The following is a 19,423-nucleotide window of genomic DNA, read 5'->3' on the forward strand; positions in this document are numbered from 1 at the left end:
TTCGGAGGCAGTCTCGTGCGCGTCCTCGCCGTGGACCCCGGCCTGACCCGCTGCGGGATCGGCGTCGTCGACGGCGTGCCGGGCCGGCGGCTTTCGCTCGTCGAGGTCGGCGTCATCCGGACGCCGTCCAGCGACCCCACACCGAAGCGGCTCGTCGCGATCGAGGACGAGATGCGGCTGTGGTTCGAGCGGCACCGACCCGAGGCGGTGGCGATCGAGCGGGTCTTCGCCGACTCGAACGTCTCCACCGTGGTCGGCACGGCCCAGGTCACCGGCATCGTCATGCTGCTCGCCGAACGGCGTGGCCTGCCGGTCACCATGCACACCCCGACCGAGGTCAAGGCGGCCGTGAGCGGCAGCGGCCGGGCCGGCAAGGCGCAGGTGACGGCCATGGTCACCCGTCTGCTGGGTCTCACCACCGCGCCGCGTCCCGCGGACGCCGCCGACGCCCTGGCGCTCGCCATCTGCCACGTGTGGCGGGGGAGCGTGCAGGAGCGCCTCACGGAGGCTGCCGCCCGTCGCGGCGGCAAGCCCAGCGGCATACCGACCCGAGCACCGCGGCGGACAGCGGGCACCAGCGTGCGCGCGGTGTCCGTCGGCAGCCGCCCCGCCACTGTCCGACCCAACCCCGGAGCCACCCGCCCATGATCGCCTCGCTGTCCGGCACCGTCCTCACCGTCGGGCTCGACTCGCTCGTCCTCGCCGTCGGCGGGGTCGGCATGCTCGTCCACACCACGCCGGGCACCGCCGCGTCCCTGCGCACCGGCCAGGCCGCCGACCTCGCCACCACACTCGTCGTGCGCGAGGACTCGCTCACGCTCTACGGCTTCGCCAGCGCCGACGAGAAGACCGTCTTCGAGACCGTTCAGACCGTGTCGGGAGTCGGTCCGCGCCTCGCCCTCGCGATGCTCGCGGTCCACACCCCGGATGCCCTGCGCGGGGCGATCGCCCGCGAGGACCTGGCAGCGCTGACCAAGGTGCCGGGCATCGGCAAGAAGGGCGCGGAGCGGCTCGTCCTCGAGCTGCGCGACAAGCTCGGTGTCGTCGCCGGCGGGGCCGAGCACCCCGCCGAGCCGGCTGGCGCCGACGAGGCGTGGAAGGGCCAGGTCCGTGAGGCGCTCGTCGGGCTCGGCTGGAACGTCAAGCAGGCCGACGCCGCGCTCGACAAGGTCGCCCCGCAGGCGGCCGACGGCCCCGGCGTCTCGGCCCTGCTGCGCGCGGCCCTGCAGGAGCTCGGCCGATGACGGCCGACTGGGGGCAAGGCGCGGACCCCGAGTGGGACGGGTCCTTCGACGCGACGGCACGTCTCGTCGACGGCGCGGGCGACGCAGACGAGCGGCAGGTGGAGGCGGCGCTCCGCCCGAAGCGGCTCGACGACTTCCCTGGGCAGGTGCGGGTCCGCGACCAGCTCGGCCTGGTCCTGCAGGCGGCGAAGCGGCGCGGCAGCCCGCCCGACCACGTCCTGCTCTCCGGGCCGCCCGGCCTGGGCAAGACGACCCTCGCGATGATCGTCGCGAGCGAGCTCGAGCAGCCGATCCGCATCACCTCCGGGCCGGCTATCCAGCACGCGGGCGACCTCGCCTCGGTCCTGTCCTCGCTGGCCGAAGGTGAGGTCCTCTTCCTCGACGAGATCCACCGCATGTCGCGCTCCGCGGAGGAGATGCTCTACCTCGCGATGGAGGACTTCCGGGTCGACATCATCGTCGGCAAGGGTCCCGGAGCGACCGCGATCCCGCTCGAGCTGCCGCCGTTCACCGTCGTGGGCGCCACCACGCGAGCCGGGCTGCTGCCCGCGCCACTGCGCGACCGGTTCGGCTTCACGGGGCATCTGGACTACTACGAGGCGAGCGACCTCGTCACGATCCTGCACCGCTCGGCCCGGCTGCTCGGTCTCGAGGCGGATGAGGAGGGCATCGCCGAGATCGCGACCCGCTCGCGGGGCACACCGCGCATCGCCAACCGGCTGCTGCGCCGGGTCCGGGACTGGGCGCAGGTGCACGGCGAGGACCGGGTCACGCGGGAGGCGGCCAGGCAGGCGCTCGAGCTGTTCGACGTGGACGCCCGGGGCCTCGACCGGCTCGACCGGGCCGTGCTCGACGCCCTCTGCCGACGGTTCGGCGGCGGACCGGTGGGCCTGTCCACGCTCGCGGTCGCGGTCGGGGAGGAACCGGACACCGTCGAGACGGTCGCCGAGCCCTATCTCGTGCGCGAAGGCTTCATGGTGCGGACTCCGCGTGGACGTGCCGCCTCCGCCCTCGCCTGGGACCACCTGGGGCTCGCTGCGCCTCTCGACGCCCAGGGCCTGTGGTCCGCGACGCTGCCCCTCGACGAGCCGACAGGTGGCCGTTTCGAGACCTGACCGTTGTGTGGCGCGTCTGACAAATCGGGCCAGCCGCCATAGACTCCTGCGGGCACCGCGCCGCAGTGCGGCACTTTACGGTGCCTCCGGTCGTTGACGCGACGTCCCCACAGCCCGTGAGGTGCCGCTCGCTGCCCGGACCAAGACCTGAAGGAACGAGAGCTGATGCTGAACTACGGCAACGAGGTCACCTCGTTGATCCCGACCGCCCCCGCGCAGAACGCGTCGAGCGGCGGCATGTCGTCCCTGCTGATCCTGGCCCTGCCCATCCTGCTCCTCGTGTGGATGTTCTGGTCGACCTCGCGGCGGCAGAAGTCGATGCGCAACTTCAGCTCGTCCCTCACCATCGGCGAGCAGATCATCACCTCCGCCGGCATCTACGGCACGATCCGCCACCTCGACGACCAGAGCGCCTGGGTCGAGGTCGCCGAGGGCATCACCCTTCGGATCGACCGTCGCGCGATCGCCATGAAGCAGTCCGACGCAGCTGCGGGCGGACCTGCGAGCACCACTGGATCCGACACCACCGGATCCGCCGACACGACCGGTCAGTGAGGCCAGCGCATGGCGCGTAGTTCCGAGAAGAGGTCGGCGACCAAGTCGCTGACCGCCCTCGTCGCCATCATCATCGGGCTGATCGCGATCGTCGCGGGCCTGGCCCAGTGGGGTGCCGGCCAGTACACCCCACGGCTCGGCCTCGACCTCGAGGGCGGCACCGAGATCGTCCTCGAGCCGGTCCTCACCGGCAACGCGACGGTGACGTCCGGGCAGATCAACCAGGCCGTCGACATCATCCGCCAGCGTATCGACGCCAACGGCGTCTCCGAGGCGGAGATCTCGACCCTGGGTGGTCGCAACATCGACATCGCCATCCCCGGCACGCCGACGCCGGAGCAGCTCGAGGCGATCCGCAAGCCGTCGCAGCTGCGGTTCCGCGCCGTCTTCGTCGAGGCCGCCAACACGCCCGCCGCCGCGCCCGGCACCCCGACCCCCGCGCCGAGCGCCACGGCTCCGAGCACGACGCCGCCGGCGACGCCGTCGCCGACGAGCACCGCAGCCAACGCGCCGGTGCCGTCCGCGCTGCGCGCCGCCACCTCGACCCCCACGACGACGCCCACCACGAAGCCGGGCGCCACCGGCACGCCGGCACCGACGACGCCCGCGCCCGCCGAACAGCCCGCGCAGAGCGGCCAGGACGAGAAGACGATCGCCTCCGAGGCCGCGCAAGGTCTCGTCGGCATCGGCTGGGACCAGGCCAAGGCCAACGCGGCCGCGGCCAAGGTGGCTCAGCAGTTCGTCGCTCTCGACTGCTCGGCACCGGGCACCACGGACCGGATCGTCGACGACCCCGCCCAACCGATGGCGACCTGCAGCGACGACCGGGGCGCCAAGTACGTCCTCGGCCCCGTCGAGGTCGACGGCAGCGAGATCTCCGACGCGTCCAGCGGGTTCCAGTCCGGCCCGAACGGCCAGCCGACCTCGATCGTCGAGGTCCGGCTGACCTTCAACAGCCAGGGCGCCAAGAAGTTCGCCGACGTGACCAAGCGCCTCTACGCACTGCAGTCGCAGCCGCCGCGCGACCAGTTCGCCATCGTGCTCGACAAGTCGGTCATCAGCGCACCGCGGGCCCAGGCCGTCATCACCAACGGACAGGCGTCGATCACGGGCAACTTCACGGTCGACTCGGCCAAGCAGCTCGCCCAACAGCTGAAGTTCGGCGCCCTGCCGCTGTCGTTCAAGCTGCAGACCCAGGACGACATCACCCCGCAGCTGGGCCAGGAGCAGCTCGCGCTTGGCCTGCTCGCCGGCCTGATCGGGCTGATACTCGTCGTCATCTACTCGGTCTTCCAGTACCGGGCGCTGGCGTTCGTCACGGTCCTGTCCCTCGTCGTCGCTTCCGTCGTGACCTACCTGTCGGTCACGGTGCTGAGCACGACGATCGGCTTCCGGCTCACGATGGCCGGCGTCACCGGTCTCATCGTGGCCATCGGTGTCACCGCCGACAGCTTCATCGTCTACTTCGAACGCATCCGTGACGAGGTCCGTGAGGGCCGACCACTCGTCGCGGCGGTCGAGACCGGCTGGAAGCGCGCGCGGCGCACGATCATCGCCGCCGACGCGGTCAACTTCATCGCGGCCGTCGTGCTCTACCTGCTGGCCTCCGCCAACGTCCGGGGCTTCGCCTTCACCCTCGGGCTGACGACGATCATCGACCTCGTGGTCGTCATGCTCTTCACCCACCCGATGGTCCAGCTGCTCGCACGCACGGAGTTCTTCGGCAACGGTCACAAGTGGTCCGGTCTCGACCCGGTCCGCCTCGGGGCCAAGGTCGGACCGCGCTACCGCGGAGCCGGCCAGTTCGGCACCGGACCGCGTCCCGCGACACGGGCGGCGACCCGCCCGGCGGCCGCCCCGAGACTCGGCTCGGCGGATGGAAAGGGCCAGGCATGATCAACTTCGCCCAGGTCGGTAACGACCTCTACACCGGCAAGCGGTCGATCCAGTTCATCCGGCGGCAGAAGCAGTGGTACGCCTTCTCGGCTGTCATCATCCTGCTCGCCCTCGGCGGCCTGTTCCTGCGCGGCCTCAACTTCGGCATCGAGTTCCGGGGAGGCACGGAGTTCCGCGTCTCCGGCGTCACCTCGACGCAGAACTACGAGCAGAAGTCGTCGTCCGCGGTCGGGCAGGCCGGGATCACCGGGAACGTCAACTCGAGCGTCATCGGCTCGAACACGGTGCGCATCCAGACGGAGACGGCCGAGGGCAAGACCGAGGCGGCCAAGGCCGACCTCGCAACGGCGTTCGGGGTCCCTGAGAGCCAGGTCAGCGCCTCGCTCGTCGGCCCGAGCTGGGGAGCATCGGTCAGCCAGCAGGCGATCCGGGCCCTCATCGTCTTCCTCGTCCTCGTCACCCTCGTCATGTCGGTGTACTTCCGGACGTGGAAGATGGCCCTGGCGGCGACCATCGCGCTGCTGCACGACCTCGTCGTGACGGTGGGCATCTACGCCCTCTTCGGGTTCGAGATCACGCCGTCGTCGATGATCGGCTTCCTGACGATCCTCGGCTACTCGCTCTACGACACCGTGGTCGTCTTCGACAAGGTGCGCGAGAACACCGCCGAGGCGTTCCGGACCAGGCGGATGACGTATGCCCAAGCGGCGAACCTCGCCGTGAACCAGACCCTCGTCCGTTCGATCAACACGACCGTGGTCGCGTTGCTCCCGATCGCGGCGGTCCTCGTCGTCGGGTTCACCCTCCTCGGCCCGGGCACCCTGCTCGACCTCGCCCTCGCGCTCTTCATCGGCATCACGGCCGGTGCCTACTCGTCGATCTTCATCGCGACGCCGCTCTTCGTCGACTTCCGGCGCAAGGAGCCGGTCGTGCTCGACCTCGAGCGGTACGTCGCCCGCCACGGCGTCCGCCACGAGGCGGTCCTGCAGAGCGAGGCGGAGACCACGCTCAACGGTGAGCCGGTCGAGACCGCCGGGGTGCCGGCCGACGTCGCCGGCGGCGCGGACCATGCGCAGCCGCGGGCGGTGCACAAGTACGCGCAGGCCGGCCCACGCAACCAGCCGAAGCGGGCCCCGAGGTCGAAGCGGTGACGCCCCTCGCGGGGCTCTCCGTCGCGGAGGTCGTCGCGTCCCGGCTCCGGGACATCCCGGACTTCCCGAAGCCGGGTGTCCTCTTCAAGGACTTCACCCCCCTGCTCGCCGACGGCGAGGCCTTCGGCACCGTCGTGCGTGACGTCGCCGCGCGCCATACGGGCTCGGTCGACGTCGTGGTCGGGATCGAGGCGCGCGGCTTCATCCTCGCCGCCGCGGTCGCCTTCGACCTCGGCATCGGGATGGTTCCGGTCCGCAAGAGCGGGAAGCTGCCCGGCCTGACCTTGAGTCGCTCCTATGCGCTCGAGTACGGCACGGCGGAGATCGAGGTGCACGCCGACTCGTTCAGCCCGGGACAGCGCGTCCTCGTCATCGACGACGTGCTCGCCACCGGAGGGACGGCGGCCGCCGCGTGCGAGCTCGTGGAGAGTGCAGGGGCGGTCGTCGCCGGTGTGGACGTGGTCCTCGAGCTGGGCTTCCTCGAGGGACGCGACAAGCTCGGGCAGCGGCCCGTGCACGCGATCCTGACAGTGTGATCGCCTCTCGGCCATCTAGACTCGTGGCATGAGTGAGGAGGTCCGGAGCGAGCTGAGCACGCCATCCCGGGTACGTGCGCGGTTCGCCCGGTTCGGTGCGGCCCGGCCGTCCGGCAACCCGGTCCTCGAGCCGCTCATGACCGCCGTCCGGCAGAGCCACCCCAAGGCCGACCTGTCCGTCATCGAGCGGGCCTACGCGATCGCCGAGCGGGCCCACCAGGGCCAGCTGCGCAAGAGCGGCGACGCGTACATCACCCACCCGCTCGCGGTCACCACGATCCTCGCCGAGCTCGGTATGACGCCGCCTACCCTCGCGGCCGCGCTGCTGCACGACACGGTCGAGGACACGTCATACAGCCTCGACGAGCTGCGGCGCGACTTCGGGGACGAGATCGCGATGCTGGTCGACGGGGTGACCAAGCTCGACAAGGTCACCTACGGGGAGGCGGCCCAGGCCGAGACCGTCCGCAAGATGGTCATCGCCATGGCGCGCGACATCCGGGTGCTCGTCATCAAGCTCGCCGACCGGCTGCACAACGCCCGGACCTGGCGCTACGTCTCGGAGGAGTCGGCCAAGCGCAAGGCCAACGAGACGCTCGAGATCTACGCGCCCCTCGCGCACCGCCTCGGCATGAACACCATCAAGTGGGAGCTCGAGGACCTCTCGTTCGCGACGCTCTACCCGAAGGTCTACGACGAGATCGTCCGGCTCGTCGCGGAGCGGGCACCGGCGCGCGAGGAGTACCTCGCGGGCGTCCGCAAGCAGGTCGAGGACGACCTCGACGCCGCGAAGATCAAGGCGCTCGTGACCGGCCGGCCCAAGCACTACTACTCCGTGTACCAGAAGATGATCGTGCGCGGCCGCGACTTCGAGGACATCTACGACCTCGTCGCCGTCCGCGTGCTGGTCGACACCGTGCGCGACTGCTACGCAGCCCTCGGCGCGCTCCACTCGCGATGGAACCCGGTCCCCGGCCGGTTCAAGGACTACATCGCGATGCCCAAGTTCAACATGTACCAGTCGCTGCACACCACGGTGATCGGTCCGCAGGGCAAGCCGGTCGAGATCCAGATCCGGACTCACACGATGCACCGCCGGGCCGAGTACGGTGTCGCCGCCCACTGGAAGTACAAGGACCAGGCAGTGACCGGCAAGGCCGGCGAGGCGGCGCCGCAGAACGACATGGCCTGGCTGCGGCAGCTGCTCGACTGGCAGCGCGAGACCGAGGACCCGGGCGAGTTCCTCGACTCGCTGCGCTTCGAGATGGGCGCGAGCGAGGTCTACGTGTTCACGCCGAAGGGCTCTGTCGTGGCCCTGCCCATGGGCGCCACGCCCGTCGACTTCGCGTATGCGGTCCACACCGAGGTCGGGCACCACTGCATCGGGGCCCGTGTGAACGGGCGCCTCGTCCCGCTGGAGTCGACCCTCGAGAACGGCGACGTCGTCGAGGTGCTCACCTCCAAGGCGGACGGCGCCGGGCCGAGCCGCGACTGGCTGGGCTTCGTCAAGAGCCCGCGGGCGCGCAACAAGATCAAGCAGTGGTTCTCGAAGGAGCGCCGCGAGGAGTCGATCGAGGCGGGCAAGGAGAGCATCGCCAAGACCCTGCGCAAGCAGAACCTCCCGCTCCAGCGGATCATGAGCCACGAGACGATGACCGCGGTGGCCAACGAGCTGCGCTACCAGGACATCGACGCCCTCTACGCCGCCGTGGGGGAGGGCCACGTCTCGGCCCAGCACGTCGTGCACAAGGTCGTCGAGTCGATGGGAGGCGTCGACGGGGCGACCGAGGACCTCGCCGAGGCAACGGTGCCGACCCGCGCCGCCAGCCGCCGGCGCAGCGGCGACCCGGGTGTCGTGGTGGTCGGTACGGCGGACGTGTGGGTCAAGCTCGCGAAGTGCTGCACCCCCGTGCCCGGCGACCCGATCCTCGGGTTCGTCACCCGGGGCAGCGGAGTCTCGGTCCACCGGGTCGACTGTCCGAACGCCAGCTCCCTGACGGCGAACCCTGAGCGGCTCATCGACGTCGAGTGGGCGCCATCGTCCGCCAGCGTCTTCCTGGTCCAGCTTCAGGTCGAGGCACTCGACCGGAGTCGGTTGCTCTCCGACGTGACCCGGGTGCTGTCGGACCAGCACGTCAACATCCTGTCGGCGTCCGTGCAGACCTCACGCGACCGGGTGGCCCTGTCCCGCTTCACCTTCGAGATGGGTGACCCCGCCCACCTCGAGCACGTCATCAAGGCCGTGCGCAAGATCGACGGGGTCTTCGACGTCTACCGCGTCAACGGCGGCAGGGCCAACCAGAAGCGCTGACCCTGCCCGCCGCCAGACTCAGCCGCCGTACTCCGACGCTGCGGTCTTGGCCTGCTCCAACCAGGCGCGGCGGGCGTCGAGCGCCTCCTGGGCCTTGCGGATCTTGGACTCGTTGCCCGTGGACTCGGCCCTTCGCAGGTCGGCCTCGAGGTCGGCGACTGCCCGCTCGAGCTGGTCCACCATGCCCTGGGCACGCGCGGCAACCTCGGGGTTTGAGGACTTCCAACGCTTCTCGTCGGCGTCACGGACCGCCTGCTCGACCCGTCGCAGGGCCTTCTCGATCCGGTCCATGTCGGCGCGCGGGACCTTGCCCGCCGCGTCCCAGCGGTCCTGGATCGTACGCAGCGCCGACTTCGCCTGCTCGAGGTCGGTGACCGGCAGCAGTCCCTCGGCCTCCTTCAGCAGCTCCTCCTTGACGGCCAGGTTGCCCCGGAACTGCTCCTCCTCGGCGGCCACGACCTCGTCCTTCGCGCCGAAGAACGCGTCCTGGGCCGCCTTGAAGCGGGCCCAGAGCTGGTCGTCGTCGGACCGGCTCGCCCGGCCCGCGCGACGCCACTCGTCCATGAGCCGCTTGTAGGCCCCGGCCGTCGCCGACCAGTCGGTGCTCGCCGAGAGGCGCTCGGCCTCGGCGACGAGGCGTTCCTTGGCGGCCTTCGCCTCCGCGTGCGAGGCGTCCAGGCTTGCAAAGTGGCCCCGGCGGGCCTTGTCGAAGTGGTTGCGGGCGGTGCTGAACCGTTGCCACAGAGCCGTCTCCGTGTCACGGTCGAGACGGGTGGCAGAGCGCTGGTGCTGCTTCCACTCGTCGAGCAGCTCGCGCATCCGGGCGCCGCTCTGCTTCCACTGGATCTTGTTCTCCGGCTGGGCGGCGATCGCCTCCGCCTGGTCGACGATCGCCTCGCGCTCCGCCTTGGCCTGTGCCTTGGCGGCCGCGCGGGCCTCCTGCTCGACGTTGCGCTTCTGCGCGACGCCGGACTGGATCTCGTCGAGCTTTGCCTGCAGCGCGTCGAGGTCGCCCACGACGGCCGCTTCGTTCACCTGCTCGGCCAGCTTCTTCAGGGCGTCGTTGACGTCCTTGGAAGGCACCTCCGGCTGGGCGAGCCGTTGCTCGAGCAGGACGGCGGCGGCATACAGCTCGTCGTACTTGCGCGCGAAATAGGTCAGCGCCTCTTCGGGGGTCGCACCCGGGTAGCTGCCGACCTCACGCTCGCCCTGCTTGGTCTGCACGTGGACGACGCCGTTCTCGTCCACCCTGCCGAATGCGGCCGAGGCAGAGTGGTCCTCGGTGGCTGCCGGGGGAGCGGGTCGCGGCGCGGGCCGCGCCATCGCCGCGGGCGTGGGGATGGAGCTCGGCTTCGGTATGGCGCTGGGCTTGGGCGCAGCCGGGGTCGCCGGCTCCGTGTCGGCTTGGGCGGGTGCCTCAGCCTCTCCGGGAGCCTCCGCGGCCTCTGCCGGTGCTTCGGCCGGCGCCTCAGCCTCAGGCTCCGCGGGTGCCTCCGCCGGTGCTTCGGCCGGGGCCTCAGCCTCAGGCTCCGCCGGTGCCTCCGCCGCGTGTGGCGGCGCCTCGGCGTCCGCCGCCTCTGCCGGCTCCTGCTGCTCGGCCTGCGCCTCCTGCTCGGTGTGCCCCTGGGCGTCGACCTGCTCGACCTGCTCGACCGGCTCGGCCGGGTTCTCCTGCTGCGCCTGCTCGGGCTGGTTCGTCGTGTCCGTCATGCCTTCTTCTCCGTCACCTCGACGCTGAGGATGCTGATGGGGGAGACCGGGGTCCCGTCGGTCGTCTGGGGGGGTAGCGCCTTGTGCGAGGCGATCTTCTTGACGATGTCGAGACCCTTGGTCACCTTCCCGAAGATCGTGTAACCGCCGCCCTGCGTGGGCAACTGCGTTTTCTCGTAGGAGATGAAGAACTGGCCACCGTTGCCGTTCGGGTCCTGCGTGCGGGCCATCGCGAGGCTGCCCGCGGGGTAGACGCCGTCCTTGGGCGCGTTCTCGATGCCGAAGCCGTAGCCGGGGTCACCGGAGCCGCTGCCGGTCGGGTCGCCGCACTGGAGGACGAAGATGCCGGAGCTCGTGACGCGGTGGCACGGGCTGGGCGCCCAGTACCCCTCCTTGGCAAGGAAGTTGAAGGACGCGACCGTCTGGGGCGCCTTCGCGCCGTCGAGCTCGAGCGCGATGTCACCGCACGTGGTGTGCACCGTCGCGACGAAGGTCTTGCCCGCCGCCGCCTTCTTGTCGGGCAGCTTGTCGAAGTGCTTCGGCGTCTTCTGCAGAGCGGGGGGCTCCTCACAGCCGGCGGCGAGCTGCTGTCCCTCCTGCAGCCCGGCGTTCTCGCCCGAGGCCGCCGGGGTGGGCGCCGCCTTGGGTGCTGTGTCTCCCTTGGGCAGGAAGTGCGGCACGGCGATGAAGGCCCCGATGACGAAGATGACCGCGAGGATCGCGGCGAACAGCTGCATGTCCTTCTTGGTCTCGCTCACGGGCGGCTCGGCAGCACGCTGCTGTCCCTGCTGGCGGCGCCGCTCACGGGCGCGCTCCTGCTGTTTCGTCACGAACCTCTCCTTGGCGGAACCTCCGGCTTGCCCGGGCTCCGGTCATTTTAGGGACACACCCTCTGCCCGTGCGCCCCGCATGGTCACGAGTCCGTGACAAACTGGCGTCACCGAGGACGTATGCCGCTCAGCGGACGCGGTGCCCACGGCTAGGCTCCAAGCGTGCTGACCGTCGCCTTCCCTGCCCAGGCCTTCGACACGAACTGCTACGTGCTGGCACCCGGGCCAGGGGAGGAGTGTGTCGTCGTCGACCCGGGCATCGGTGTCGAGGAGACACTGCGGGAGGTGCTGGCCAGCCACCGGCTCCGGCCGGCCGCCGTCCTGCTGACCCACGGCCACGTCGACCACGTCTGGTCGGTCACGCCGGTGTGCGGGGCGGACACGGCGGCATACATCCACGCGGACGACCGCTACCGCCTGGCCAACCCGCTGTCGGAGACGAACCCGGGCCTCGTCGCGATGCTCGAGCAGCAGTTCGGGCGCGCGGCGACGTGGACCGAGCCGTCGAAAATCGTCGAGATCCGAGACCGGGCGCGGCTGACCCTCGCGGGCCTCGACTTCGACGTCCTGCACGCGCCGGGCCACACGCAGGGATCGGTGATGTTCGGCGTGGCGCAGGTCCCCGAGGCGGTGGGTGGCCAGGTGGACGTCGACCGCACGATGCTCTCCGGCGACGTCCTGTTCGCCGGGTCCATCGGACGGACCGACCTGCCGGGCGGCGACCACGCGGCAATGCAACGCAGCCTGCGTGACGTCGTGCTGCCGCTCGCCGACACGACGCTCGTCCTGCCCGGACACGGGCCCGCCACGACGATGGCCCACGAGCGCGGGACGAACCCCTACCTGCAACACTTGCCCGCGTGAGCACGTCAGCCAAGATCACCCCGATCAGCGGATTCCCGGAGTACCTGCCGGCTGAGCGGATCGTCGAGCAGCGCTTCCTCGACGTCATCCGTGAGACGTTCGAGCTGCACGGGTTCTCCTCGATCGAGACGCGCTCCATCGAGCCGGTGGAGCGGCTGCTCGGCAAGGGCGGCGACGCTGACAAGGAGATCTATGCGGTCTCGCGGCTGGCCGGCGACGAGGACGACGCGAAGTGGGGACTGCACTTCGACCTCACCGTTCCCTTCGCCCGCTATGTCCTCGAGAACGCCGGCAAGCTCCAGTTCCCGTTCCGGCGCTACCAGATCCAGCGGGCCTGGCGCGGCGAGCGGCCCCAGGAGGGCCGCTACCGCGAGTTCACCCAGGCGGACATCGACGTCGTCGACGTCGGCGAGCTGTCGCCGCACTTCGAGGCGGAGATGCCGCTCGTCATCGCCGACGTCTTCAGCAAGTTCGCCGTCGGTGACTTCGTCATCCAGGTCAACAACCGCAAGATCCCGAACGGCTTCTACCAGGGCATCGGCCTCACCGACGTCACGGGCACGCTCCGGATCGTCGACAAGCTCGACAAGATCGGGCCCGAGAAGGTGCGGGAGCTGCTCATCGAGTCGGGTGCATCTCCCGAGCAGGCCGACCAGTGCCTCGCCCTCGCGGAGATCCGCACCGAAGACCTGTCGTTCGTCGACCGGGTCCGGGCGCTCGGTGTCGAGCACCCGCTCCTCGACGAGGGCCTCGAGGCACTCGAGGCCGTGATCCGGACCGGTCTCGCCCACGCCCCCGGCCGAGTCGTGGCCGACCTGCGGATCGCCCGCGGCCTCGACTACTACACCGGAACCGTCTACGAGACGCAGTTCGTCGGGCACGAGGACTGGGGCTCGTTCTGCTCCGGCGGCCGGTATGACGCGCTCGCCTCGGACGGGCGCACCACCTACCCCGGAGTCGGCATCTCGATCGGGGTGACGCGCATCCTCGGCCTGCTCATCGGGCACGGCATCCTCACCTCGTCCCGCTCCACCCCGGCCGCGGTCCTCGTCGCGCTCAAGGACGACGACTCGCGGGAGGAGGCGGTGGCCGTCGCGACCGCGCTCCGAGGTCGGGGGATCGCGTGCGAGGTGGCCTCGAAGGCCGCCAAGTTCGGCAAGCAGATCCGCTATGCGGAGCGGCGCGGGATCCCGTACGTCTGGTTCCCCGGCGCCGGCGAGTCCGGCGACGAGGTCAAGGACATCCGCTCGGGCGAGCAGGTGCCGGCCGACGCGTCGGTGTGGACGCCCCCGGCTGAGGACCTCGAGCCGGCGATCACCCGCAAGCCCTGACCCCGCACTGGACTCAGCCGGGCAGCCGCAGCCCCTCGTCGTGCAGCTCGAGCGCGGCGAGGGCCTTGATGACGTCGGGCTCCCGGCGGCGCCAGTCGCCGGCGGGATCGGCGCTGATCCGCGCCAGCGCGGTCATCGGCTGGCGCACCATGGCACGCAGCGCGAAGAGATCCAGGTCCTCGGTCGCGTCGATGAACCGCTGGGCCGTCGTGGCGCGGCGCATGAACCGGGCCCGGAGCCACAGCCAGAGGGCACCGACGGTGAGGATGGGCACGAGCGCGGTCGACCAGCCGAGCCACGCGGCGAGGTCCTCGATGCTGCTCACCATCGAGTGACCGGCTCCACGCAGTCGCGTGCCCGAAGCCGCGGCGCCGTCGAGCCAGCGCTCCAGGTCCCCACCGACTGCGGGGATCCGGCCCGCTTCGGCGCCCGCGCCGGTCAGCGAGTCGTGGACCGACGTGCCCGCCGTCTCCAGCGACTGGGCTGGGCCGCGCAGCCCCAGCACGACGTCGTGCACCTGTCGACCCGCCCAGGCCCAGACCGCGAGCCACACGAGCATCGCGACGTCGCCGAGGAGCTGGCGCGTCCGTCTCGCGGTCGTGTCTGCGTAGAGCTTCATCATGGGCCTCCGGGACGAGCGACGAGCGGGACCTCAGGGGCCCGCGGAGCGATGTGAGCGCCATACCCAGTGGGCGAGGCAGGTGTGACACCGCGGGCCTGAGACGACAGGGCTTCGACATCGAACAGCCCTCCGGCGACGGGCGGCGACACTACTGTGAGGAGCATGAAGGTCGGCATCCCGCGTGAGGTCAAGGACAGCGAGTTCCGCGTCGCCATCACGCCGGCCGGCGTGACGGAGCTCGTGGCACACGGGCACGAGGTCGTCATCGAGGCGGGCGCGGGCCTCGGCTCGTCGATCACCGACGACGACTACCGTGCCGCTGGCGCCACCCTGGTCGCGGCCGACAAGGTGTGGGAGACCGCCGAGCTGGTCCTCAAGGTGAAGGAGCCTGTCGCAGAGGAGTACGACCGCCTCCACGAGGGACAGACGCTCTTCACCTACCTGCACCTCGCCGCCGACCGGCCGCTCACCGAGGAGCTCGTGCGCCGCAAAGTCACCGCGATCGCGTACGAGACGGTCGAGCTCGCCGACGGCACGCTTCCCCTGCTGGCGCCGATGTCGGAGGTCGCCGGGCGGCTCGCCCCGCAGGTGGGCGCCCAGGCGCTCCTGCGGGCGCAGGGTGGCCGCGGCATCCTCCTCGGCGGAGTGTCCGGCGTGTATGCCGCGAAGGTCGTCGTCATCGGGGCGGGCGTCGCCGGCATGAACGCCGCCGCCATCGCCCTCGGGATGCAGGCCGAGGTGCTCCTCCTCGACAGCGACATCGCCAAGCTGCGCAGTGCCGACTTCGTCTACCAGGGCCACTGCCAGACGGTCGCCTCGAACGCCTATGAGGTCGAGCACGCGATCGCCGACGCGGACCTCGTCATCGGTGCGGTCCTCGTCCACGGCGCCCGGGCCCCCAAGCTCGTCACCAACGAGCAGGTCGCCCGGATGCGGCCGGGCTCGGTGCTCGTCGACATCGCGATCGACCAGGGCGGCTGCTTCGAGGACTCCCGGCCGACGACGCACACGAACCCGACGTACCAGGTCCACGACTCGATCTTCTACTGCGTCGCCAACATGCCGGGTGCCGTCCCGCACACGAGCACCTACGCCCTGACCAACGTCACACTGCCCTACGCCGTCGCCCTCGCCGACCTCGGTTGGCGAGGGGCACTGCGGGCCCACCCTGCCCTCGCCCTCGGGCTCAACACGCACGGTGGAGCCGTCGTCTCGGCGCCGGTCGCCGAGGCCCACGGGCTCACGTGCACCGCACCGGCCGAGGTGCTCTCCTGAGCTCGGCGACCACGTCCACGCGCCAGACGTCCCTGGACCGCGACATCAAGGCTTGGCTCGACCACGTCCGGGTCGAGCGCGGTGGGGCGGCGAACACCTTGGCGTCCTACCGGCGTGACCTCGCCCGCTATCGGGACTTTCTCGCGGCCCGGGGTATCACGGATGCCGCAGCGGTGCGCGAGCCGGACGTCGCCGCGTTCCTCGCCGACCTTCGCGAGGGCGCTCCCGGCCGGCCCGGCCTGGCCGTGTCGTCCGCGGCCCGCACCCTCGTGGCGGTCCGCGGCTTCCACCGCTTCCTCGCCGTCGAAGGGGTGACCGCGAGCGACCCCGCCGCCAACGTGGCACCGCCGCGCACCCCGTCCCGGCTGCCCAAGGCGATTCCCGTGGCATCCGTGGAACGGCTCCTCGACACGGCCTCCCTCGGTGACACCCCCATCTCCCTGCGTGACCGGGCCCTGCTCGAGGTCCTCTACGGTGCCGGCGCCCGGATCAGCGAGGCGGTCGGGCTCGACGTCGACGACGTCGACCTCGAGGCGCGCGCGGTCCGCCTGTTCGGGAAGGGCTCGAAGGAGCGCGTCGTCCCGATCGGCCGGTATGCCGCTGAGTCCCTGGGCGCCTACCTGACCCGGGCGCGCCCGGCCCTCGCCGCGAAGGGCCGGTCGGGCGCGGCGCTGTTCCTCGGCAAGCGCGGAGCCAGGCTCTCGCGCCAGTCGGCGTGGCTCGTCCTGCAGGAGGTCGCGAAGCGGGCCGGGCTCGAGCACGTGTCGCCCCACACGCTGCGCCACTCGTTCGCGACGCACCTGCTCGACGGCGGGGCCGACGTCCGCGTGGTCCAGGAGCTGCTCGGGCACGCCTCGGTCACGACGACGCAGATCTACACGATGGTCTCCGTGCATCGACTTCGTGAGGTCTATGCGGAGTCCCATCCGCGGGCGCGCTGATAGGGTCGGGCCTGATCAGCGCGGCGCTGACGCAGCACGATGGAGCGGAGTGGACACCAGGGTGAACGAGGAGACCCAGGAGACGGCACGGACCGACCAGGTCGGTGACCTCACCAACCTCTTCGAGAACGGGTCCTCGCGGGTGCCGGTCATCGGGCCCACAGGCCGTCCGATGCCTCATTTCCCGCAGCCGCCACCCCTGACGAGCCACGGGCCGGCCCGCATCATCGCGATGTGCAACCAGAAGGGCGGCGTCGGCAAGACGACGACGACCATCAACCTCGGAGCCGCCCTCGCCGAGCTGGACCGCAGGGTGCTCCTCGTCGACTTCGACCCGCAGGGTGCCCTCTCGGTCGGCCTCGGCGTGCGGGCCCACGAGCTCGACCAGACGATCTACAACCTGCTCGTCGGTGGCGGACATGACATCCGCGAGATCATCGAACGGACGGCGAGCGAGAACCTCGACGTCGTCCCGGCCAACATCGACCTGTCCGCCGCCGAGGTCCAGCTCGTCGGCGAGGTGGCCCGCGAGCAGGTGCTCGCCCGGGTCCTGCGACCGGTCGTCGACGACTACGACGTCATCCTGGTCGACTGCCAGCCCTCGCTCGGGCTGCTCACCGTCAACGCGCTCACAGCGGCGCACGGCGTCATCATCCCGCTCGAGTGCGAGTTCTTCGCCATGCGCGGGGTCGCCCTGCTCGTCGAGACGATCGACAAGATCACCGACCGGCTCAACCCTCGGCTCCAGGTCGATGGCATCCTCGCGACCATGTATGACGGGCGCACGCTGCACAGCCGTGAGGTGGTCCGCTCCGTCGTCGACCACTTCGGAGAGCAGGTCTTCCACACGGTCATCAGCCGCACCGTGAAGTTCCCGGACGCGACCCTCGCCGCCGAGCCGATCACGGCGTACGCCCCCAGCCACAGCGGTGCGGACGCCTACCGGCAGCTCGCGCGCGAGCTCATCGCGCGCTGTGACGCGGCCTGACGCGATGAGCGAGCAGGACCTCGTCGACCGAGCCCCGGTCGACGCCGCGGTCATTCCGGGCGACTCGAGCGCCGCCGAGGAGGGGGCGCCGGAGCTCGGCATCGCCCTGCCCGACGCGGCTGCGGGCCACGGCTCGGAGCTCGTCCCCGGGGGCGTCATCACCCGGCGGGCGGCCGCCCCCTTCGAGGTCCACCTCGACGTGTTCCAGGGGCCCTTCGACCTGCTCCTCGGCCTCATCGCCAAGCACAAGCTCGACATCACCGAGGTGTCCCTGGCCAAGGTGACCGACGAGTTCGTCGCCCACATCAAGGCGGCGCAGGCCGACGAGTCCGGAGAGTCGTGGGACCTCAGCCAGGCCTCGGAGTTCGTCGTCGTCGCCGCGACCCTGCTCGACCTCAAGGCGGCCCGGCTGCTGCCCCAGGCCGGCCCCGAGGACGAGGAGGACCTCGCCCTCATCGAGGCCCGCGACCTGCTCTTCGCCCGGCTCCTGCAGTACCGCGCCTACAAGCAGATCGCGGGGACCTTCGCCGACCGGATGGCGACGGCGGGCCGGATCACCCCGCGGCAGGCAGGGCTGGAGCCCCAGTTCGCCGCGCTCCTGCCGGAGCTCGTCATCGCGGTGACGCCCGAGCAGTTCGCGATGATCGCGGCACGGGCGATGACCCCCAAGGCGCCACCCACGGTCGGACTCGACCACCTGCACGCGCCCCAGGTGAGTGTCCGGGAGCAGGCGACGATCGTCGTCGACCGGCTCCGGGCACGCGGGCAGCTCTCCTTCCGCGCGCTCGTCGCCGACGCGGACAGCACGCTCGTCATCGTCGCCCGCTTCCTCGCGCTCCTCGAGCTGTTCAAGGAGGCGGCGATCGCCTTCGAGCAGGCCGAGGCCCTCGGCGAGCTGGGTGTCCGCTGGACGGGTAGTGATGCTGGGGAGATCGACATCACCGACGAGTTCGACGAGCAGGACGCGCCGAGTCCGGCGCCGGCCGGGACGAGCGACGCATCCCCTCTCGGCGAGAGGCACGACGTGGGCGCCCCACTGACGCAGGAGGGACAGGATGAGTGACCACGACGAGACGACGGGCGAGGTCGCGGAGGACCAGATCGCCTTCGATCTCGGTGCGTTCCCGGGCGGGGCCCGTGCGGCCCTCGAGGCGGTGCTCATGGTCGTCGATGACCCGGTGAGCGAGCCGGCGCTGGCCTCGGCGCTCGAGCTGTCGGTCGAGGACGTCCACGAGCACCTCCTCGCCCTCGAGGACGACTACACCGCGGCGCAGCGCGGGTTCACCCTGCGCAACGTGGCGGGCGGCTGGAGAATGTACAGCAGGTCCGAGTTCGCTCCCGTCGTCGAACGGTTCGTCCTCGACGGCCAGCAGGCCAAGCTGACGCAGGCCTCCCTCGAGACCCTTGCCGTCATCGCCTACCGGCAGCCCGTCTCACGGGCCCGGGTCAGCGCAGTCCGCGGCGTGAGCGTCGACGGGGTGGTGCGCACGCTCCTCACCCGCGGGCTCATCGAAGAGGTCGAGGACACCGGGGAGAGCGGGGCGACTCTCTATCGCACGACGCCATACTTCCTGCAGAGGATGGGGCTCAGCTCTCTGGACGAGCTGCCCGCGCTGGCGCCGTACCTGCCCGACGCCGATGTCATCGACGAACTGGTCGAGGAGGGCCACGTATGACCGAGCACTCGCGCTCACCCCGGAAGCCACGAGGTCAGGGACGGCCGCAGCCCGGACGGGGGCAGCGACCCCGCACTCAGGGTGGCGGCCAGCGGGGGACCGGCAAGGGTCCACGCTTCGCCGGGTCGACGAAGGCCGGCCAGCCGACGCGGCTGCCCGAGCGGCCGCGCACCCCGGACGTCGACGTCCACGACCCCGAGGGCGTCCGCCTCCAGAAGCTGCTCGCGAGCGCGGGCGTCGGCTCGCGCCGGGTCTGCGAGAACCTCATCACCGAGGGCCGGGTCGAGGTCGACGGCCAGGTCGTCACCGAGCTCGGGGGCCGGATCGACCCCAAGCGCCAGGCCGTCCATGTCGACGGCGAGCGGGTCAACCTCGACG

At 71.0% G+C, this 19,423-nt stretch carries 19 protein-coding genes; 16 read left to right on the forward strand and 3 right to left on the reverse strand.

What is annotated here, in order from left to right; translation table 11 throughout:
• Window positions 1-15 precede the first annotated feature (15 nt).
• From ruvC to ACTHJJ_RS07695, 8 genes are all read left to right on the forward strand, one after another.
• Entirely contained in the window at window positions 16-648 is a 633-nt protein-coding gene (ruvC, locus tag ACTHJJ_RS07660) for a crossover junction endodeoxyribonuclease RuvC (RefSeq protein ID WP_440302341.1), read from the forward strand.
• On the forward strand, window positions 645-1,244 hold the full coding sequence (gene ruvA, locus ACTHJJ_RS07665) for a Holliday junction branch migration protein RuvA (RefSeq protein ID WP_440302342.1): 600 nt from the start codon (window positions 645-647) through the stop codon (window positions 1,242-1,244). Before ruvC ends, ruvA begins: the two co-directional genes overlap by 4 nt.
• A complete protein-coding gene (gene ruvB / locus ACTHJJ_RS07670) occupies window positions 1,241-2,359 on the forward strand; it encodes a Holliday junction branch migration DNA helicase RuvB (RefSeq protein WP_440302343.1) in 1,119 nt (372 codons plus the stop codon). Before ruvA ends, ruvB begins: the two co-directional genes overlap by 4 nt.
• 165 nt (window positions 2,360-2,524) lie before the next feature.
• Window positions 2,525-2,914, forward strand: coding sequence for a preprotein translocase subunit YajC (gene yajC, locus ACTHJJ_RS07675; protein ID WP_440302344.1), 390 nt, complete (start codon window positions 2,525-2,527; stop codon window positions 2,912-2,914).
• A 9-nt stretch (window positions 2,915-2,923) separates the two neighbouring features.
• Window positions 2,924-4,810: a protein translocase subunit SecD gene (gene secD / locus ACTHJJ_RS07680; RefSeq protein WP_440302345.1), complete on the forward strand. Its 1,887-nt coding sequence runs from the start codon at window positions 2,924-2,926 to the stop codon at window positions 4,808-4,810.
• Complete coding sequence (secF, locus tag ACTHJJ_RS07685; RefSeq protein WP_440302346.1) at window positions 4,807-5,961, forward strand: protein translocase subunit SecF; 1,155 nt, start codon at window positions 4,807-4,809, stop codon at window positions 5,959-5,961. The genes secD and secF overlap by 4 nt, the downstream gene beginning before the upstream one ends.
• On the forward strand, window positions 5,958-6,497 hold the full coding sequence (locus ACTHJJ_RS07690; RefSeq protein WP_440302347.1) for an adenine phosphoribosyltransferase: 540 nt from the start codon (window positions 5,958-5,960) through the stop codon (window positions 6,495-6,497). The genes secF and ACTHJJ_RS07690 overlap by 4 nt, the downstream gene beginning before the upstream one ends.
• A gap of 28 nt (window positions 6,498-6,525) precedes the next feature.
• Window positions 6,526-8,808, forward strand: a complete 2,283-nt coding sequence (locus ACTHJJ_RS07695; RefSeq protein WP_440302348.1) for a RelA/SpoT family protein — start codon at window positions 6,526-6,528, stop codon at window positions 8,806-8,808.
• A gap of 18 nt (window positions 8,809-8,826) precedes the next feature.
• Here ACTHJJ_RS07695 and ACTHJJ_RS07700 read toward each other — a convergent pair whose 3' ends face one another.
• On the reverse strand, window positions 8,827-10,518 hold the full coding sequence (locus tag ACTHJJ_RS07700) for a DUF349 domain-containing protein (RefSeq protein ID WP_440302349.1): 1,692 nt from the start codon (window positions 10,516-10,518) through the stop codon (window positions 8,827-8,829).
• The gene (locus tag ACTHJJ_RS07705) at window positions 10,515-11,348 is read right to left on the reverse strand and encodes a peptidylprolyl isomerase (protein WP_440302350.1); all 834 of its coding nucleotides are present in this window, start codon (window positions 11,346-11,348) and stop codon (window positions 10,515-10,517) included. Before ACTHJJ_RS07705 ends, ACTHJJ_RS07700 begins: the two co-directional genes overlap by 4 nt.
• 162 nt (window positions 11,349-11,510) lie before the next feature.
• Between ACTHJJ_RS07705 and ACTHJJ_RS07710 the strand changes: the two genes are divergently transcribed.
• Together ACTHJJ_RS07710 and hisS are read left to right on the forward strand one after the other, a co-directional pair.
• Window positions 11,511-12,212, forward strand: a complete 702-nt coding sequence (locus ACTHJJ_RS07710; protein ID WP_440302351.1) for an MBL fold metallo-hydrolase — start codon at window positions 11,511-11,513, stop codon at window positions 12,210-12,212.
• Window positions 12,209-13,543, forward strand: coding sequence for a histidine--tRNA ligase (gene hisS, locus ACTHJJ_RS07715; protein ID WP_440302352.1), 1,335 nt, complete (start codon window positions 12,209-12,211; stop codon window positions 13,541-13,543). The genes ACTHJJ_RS07710 and hisS overlap by 4 nt, the downstream gene beginning before the upstream one ends.
• A gap of 13 nt (window positions 13,544-13,556) precedes the next feature.
• On the opposite strand, the gene ACTHJJ_RS07720 is transcribed toward hisS, so the two are convergent.
• On the reverse strand, window positions 13,557-14,162 hold the full coding sequence (locus ACTHJJ_RS07720; protein ID WP_440302353.1) for a hypothetical protein: 606 nt from the start codon (window positions 14,160-14,162) through the stop codon (window positions 13,557-13,559).
• Window positions 14,163-14,327: 165 nt separating this feature from the next.
• Between ACTHJJ_RS07720 and ald the strand changes: the two genes are divergently transcribed.
• The 6 genes from ald to ACTHJJ_RS07750 form a co-directional block, all read left to right on the forward strand.
• Window positions 14,328-15,440, forward strand: coding sequence for an alanine dehydrogenase (ald, locus tag ACTHJJ_RS07725; protein ID WP_440302354.1), 1,113 nt, complete (start codon window positions 14,328-14,330; stop codon window positions 15,438-15,440).
• Window positions 15,410-16,381: a site-specific tyrosine recombinase XerD gene (xerD, locus tag ACTHJJ_RS07730; RefSeq protein ID WP_440302355.1), complete on the forward strand. Its 972-nt coding sequence runs from the start codon at window positions 15,410-15,412 to the stop codon at window positions 16,379-16,381. Before ald ends, xerD begins: the two co-directional genes overlap by 31 nt.
• Window positions 16,382-16,523: 142 nt before the next feature.
• Window positions 16,524-17,369 (forward strand): ParA family protein, encoded by an 846-nt coding sequence (locus tag ACTHJJ_RS07735; RefSeq protein ID WP_440302362.1) that lies wholly within the window; start codon window positions 16,524-16,526, stop codon window positions 17,367-17,369.
• A gap of 4 nt (window positions 17,370-17,373) precedes the next feature.
• Entirely contained in the window at window positions 17,374-18,432 is a 1,059-nt protein-coding gene (locus ACTHJJ_RS07740; protein WP_440302356.1) for a segregation and condensation protein A, read from the forward strand.
• A complete protein-coding gene (gene scpB, locus ACTHJJ_RS07745) occupies window positions 18,425-19,045 on the forward strand; it encodes an SMC-Scp complex subunit ScpB (protein ID WP_440302357.1) in 621 nt (206 codons plus the stop codon). Before ACTHJJ_RS07740 ends, scpB begins: the two co-directional genes overlap by 8 nt.
• Window positions 19,042-19,423, forward strand: a 382-nt coding sequence (locus ACTHJJ_RS07750; RefSeq protein ID WP_440302358.1) for a S4 domain-containing protein, incomplete at its 3' end; no start/stop codon positions are given. The genes scpB and ACTHJJ_RS07750, both read left to right, overlap by 4 nt.

The organism is Intrasporangium sp. (genome assembly GCF_051961875.1).
In the GTDB taxonomy this organism is placed as follows: Bacteria; Actinomycetota; Actinomycetes; order Actinomycetales; family Dermatophilaceae; genus Intrasporangium_A.

Bases quoted from the DNA above. Each gene is read 5' to 3' on its own strand.
- ald (WP_440302354.1), top strand. From the start codon at position 14,328: ATGAAGGTCGGCATCCCGCGTGAGGTCAAGGACAGCGAGTTCCGCGTC.
- ACTHJJ_RS07700 (WP_440302349.1), bottom strand. From the start codon at position 10,518: ATGACGGACACGACGAACCAGCCCGAGCAGGCGCAGCAGGAGAACCCG.
- yajC (WP_440302344.1), top strand. From the start codon at position 2,525: ATGCTGAACTACGGCAACGAGGTCACCTCGTTGATCCCGACCGCCCCC.
- secF (WP_440302346.1), top strand. From the start codon at position 4,807: ATGATCAACTTCGCCCAGGTCGGTAACGACCTCTACACCGGCAAGCGG.
- ruvB (WP_440302343.1), top strand. From the start codon at position 1,241: ATGACGGCCGACTGGGGGCAAGGCGCGGACCCCGAGTGGGACGGGTCC.
- scpB (WP_440302357.1), top strand. From the start codon at position 18,425: ATGAGTGACCACGACGAGACGACGGGCGAGGTCGCGGAGGACCAGATC.
- ACTHJJ_RS07740 (WP_440302356.1), top strand. From the start codon at position 17,374: ATGAGCGAGCAGGACCTCGTCGACCGAGCCCCGGTCGACGCCGCGGTC.
- secD (WP_440302345.1), top strand. From the start codon at position 2,924: ATGGCGCGTAGTTCCGAGAAGAGGTCGGCGACCAAGTCGCTGACCGCC.
- ACTHJJ_RS07695 (WP_440302348.1), top strand. From the start codon at position 6,526: ATGAGTGAGGAGGTCCGGAGCGAGCTGAGCACGCCATCCCGGGTACGT.
- ruvA (WP_440302342.1), top strand. From the start codon at position 645: ATGATCGCCTCGCTGTCCGGCACCGTCCTCACCGTCGGGCTCGACTCG.
- ACTHJJ_RS07720 (WP_440302353.1), bottom strand. From the start codon at position 14,162: ATGAAGCTCTACGCAGACACGACCGCGAGACGGACGCGCCAGCTCCTC.